Origin of the sequence: Curtobacterium luteum, from assembly GCF_001475545.1 — a bacterium.
Taxonomy (GTDB): domain Bacteria; phylum Actinomycetota; class Actinomycetes; order Actinomycetales; family Microbacteriaceae; genus Curtobacterium; species Curtobacterium luteum_A.
Genome location: NZ_LDQC01000131.1, coordinates 1 through 596, shown reverse-complemented (window position 1 = coordinate 596; position 596 = coordinate 1). Strand labels below are relative to the sequence as shown.

The following is a 596-nucleotide window of genomic DNA, read 5'->3' as shown; positions in this document are numbered from 1 at the left end:
CTCGGAGTGCCGGCCGAGCGCTTCGTGTCGTCGGAGCAGCGGCGGGACGTCGAACTCCGGTTCCTCCGTGCCCCGGCTGAGGACGAGGAAGCACGCGACCTGCTCACCATGCTCACGAAGGCGGTGCAGGACCACCGGGTGCAGGTGCTCATCTCCGGTTTCTACCCGTTCGACTACATCGTGGACGCCTACGAGGACCTCGCGCAGATGCAGTCCCGGGGCAAGGTCGTCATCGGCATGCAGACGGTCGAGACCGGTGCGCGGATGGACTGGTACCGCTCCGAGAAGAACCGCGACCTGCGCGATCCGGTCCGCAGGCCCCAGCCCGCCGACGCCGGTTGACCCACGCTTCGCGAAGGACGTGCTCGGCGACTAGCTGAGCACGTCCTTCGTCGCGAACCGGCTGTACGCCAGGGCCCCGAACACGACCACGTAGCCGAGCTGCAGGACCGCGTTCGCGCCGAACGAGTCGAACGAGATCGGGTCGCGGAGCAGGTCGCCGAACCCGAGCCACCGGTGCGAGAACAGGAACGGGTGCAACCAGTCGAGCTGCGGCAACTGGTCGAGCACCTGTGACGCGCCGGCGAGCACGACCG

The 596-nt window shown here is 68.3% G+C and carries 1 protein-coding gene and 1 pseudogene; one reads left to right on the top strand and one right to left on the bottom strand.

The features are described from left to right. The coding region (locus NS184_RS16470) for a zinc-binding dehydrogenase (RefSeq protein ID WP_152998285.1) at window positions 1-342 on the top strand (342 nt) is incomplete at its 5' end. Between the two features lie 30 nt (window positions 343-372). On the opposite strand, the pseudogene NS184_RS16465 reads toward NS184_RS16470, so the two are convergent. Beyond that, window positions 373-596, bottom strand: a pseudogene (locus NS184_RS16465) (ABC transporter permease); the annotation flags it as partial.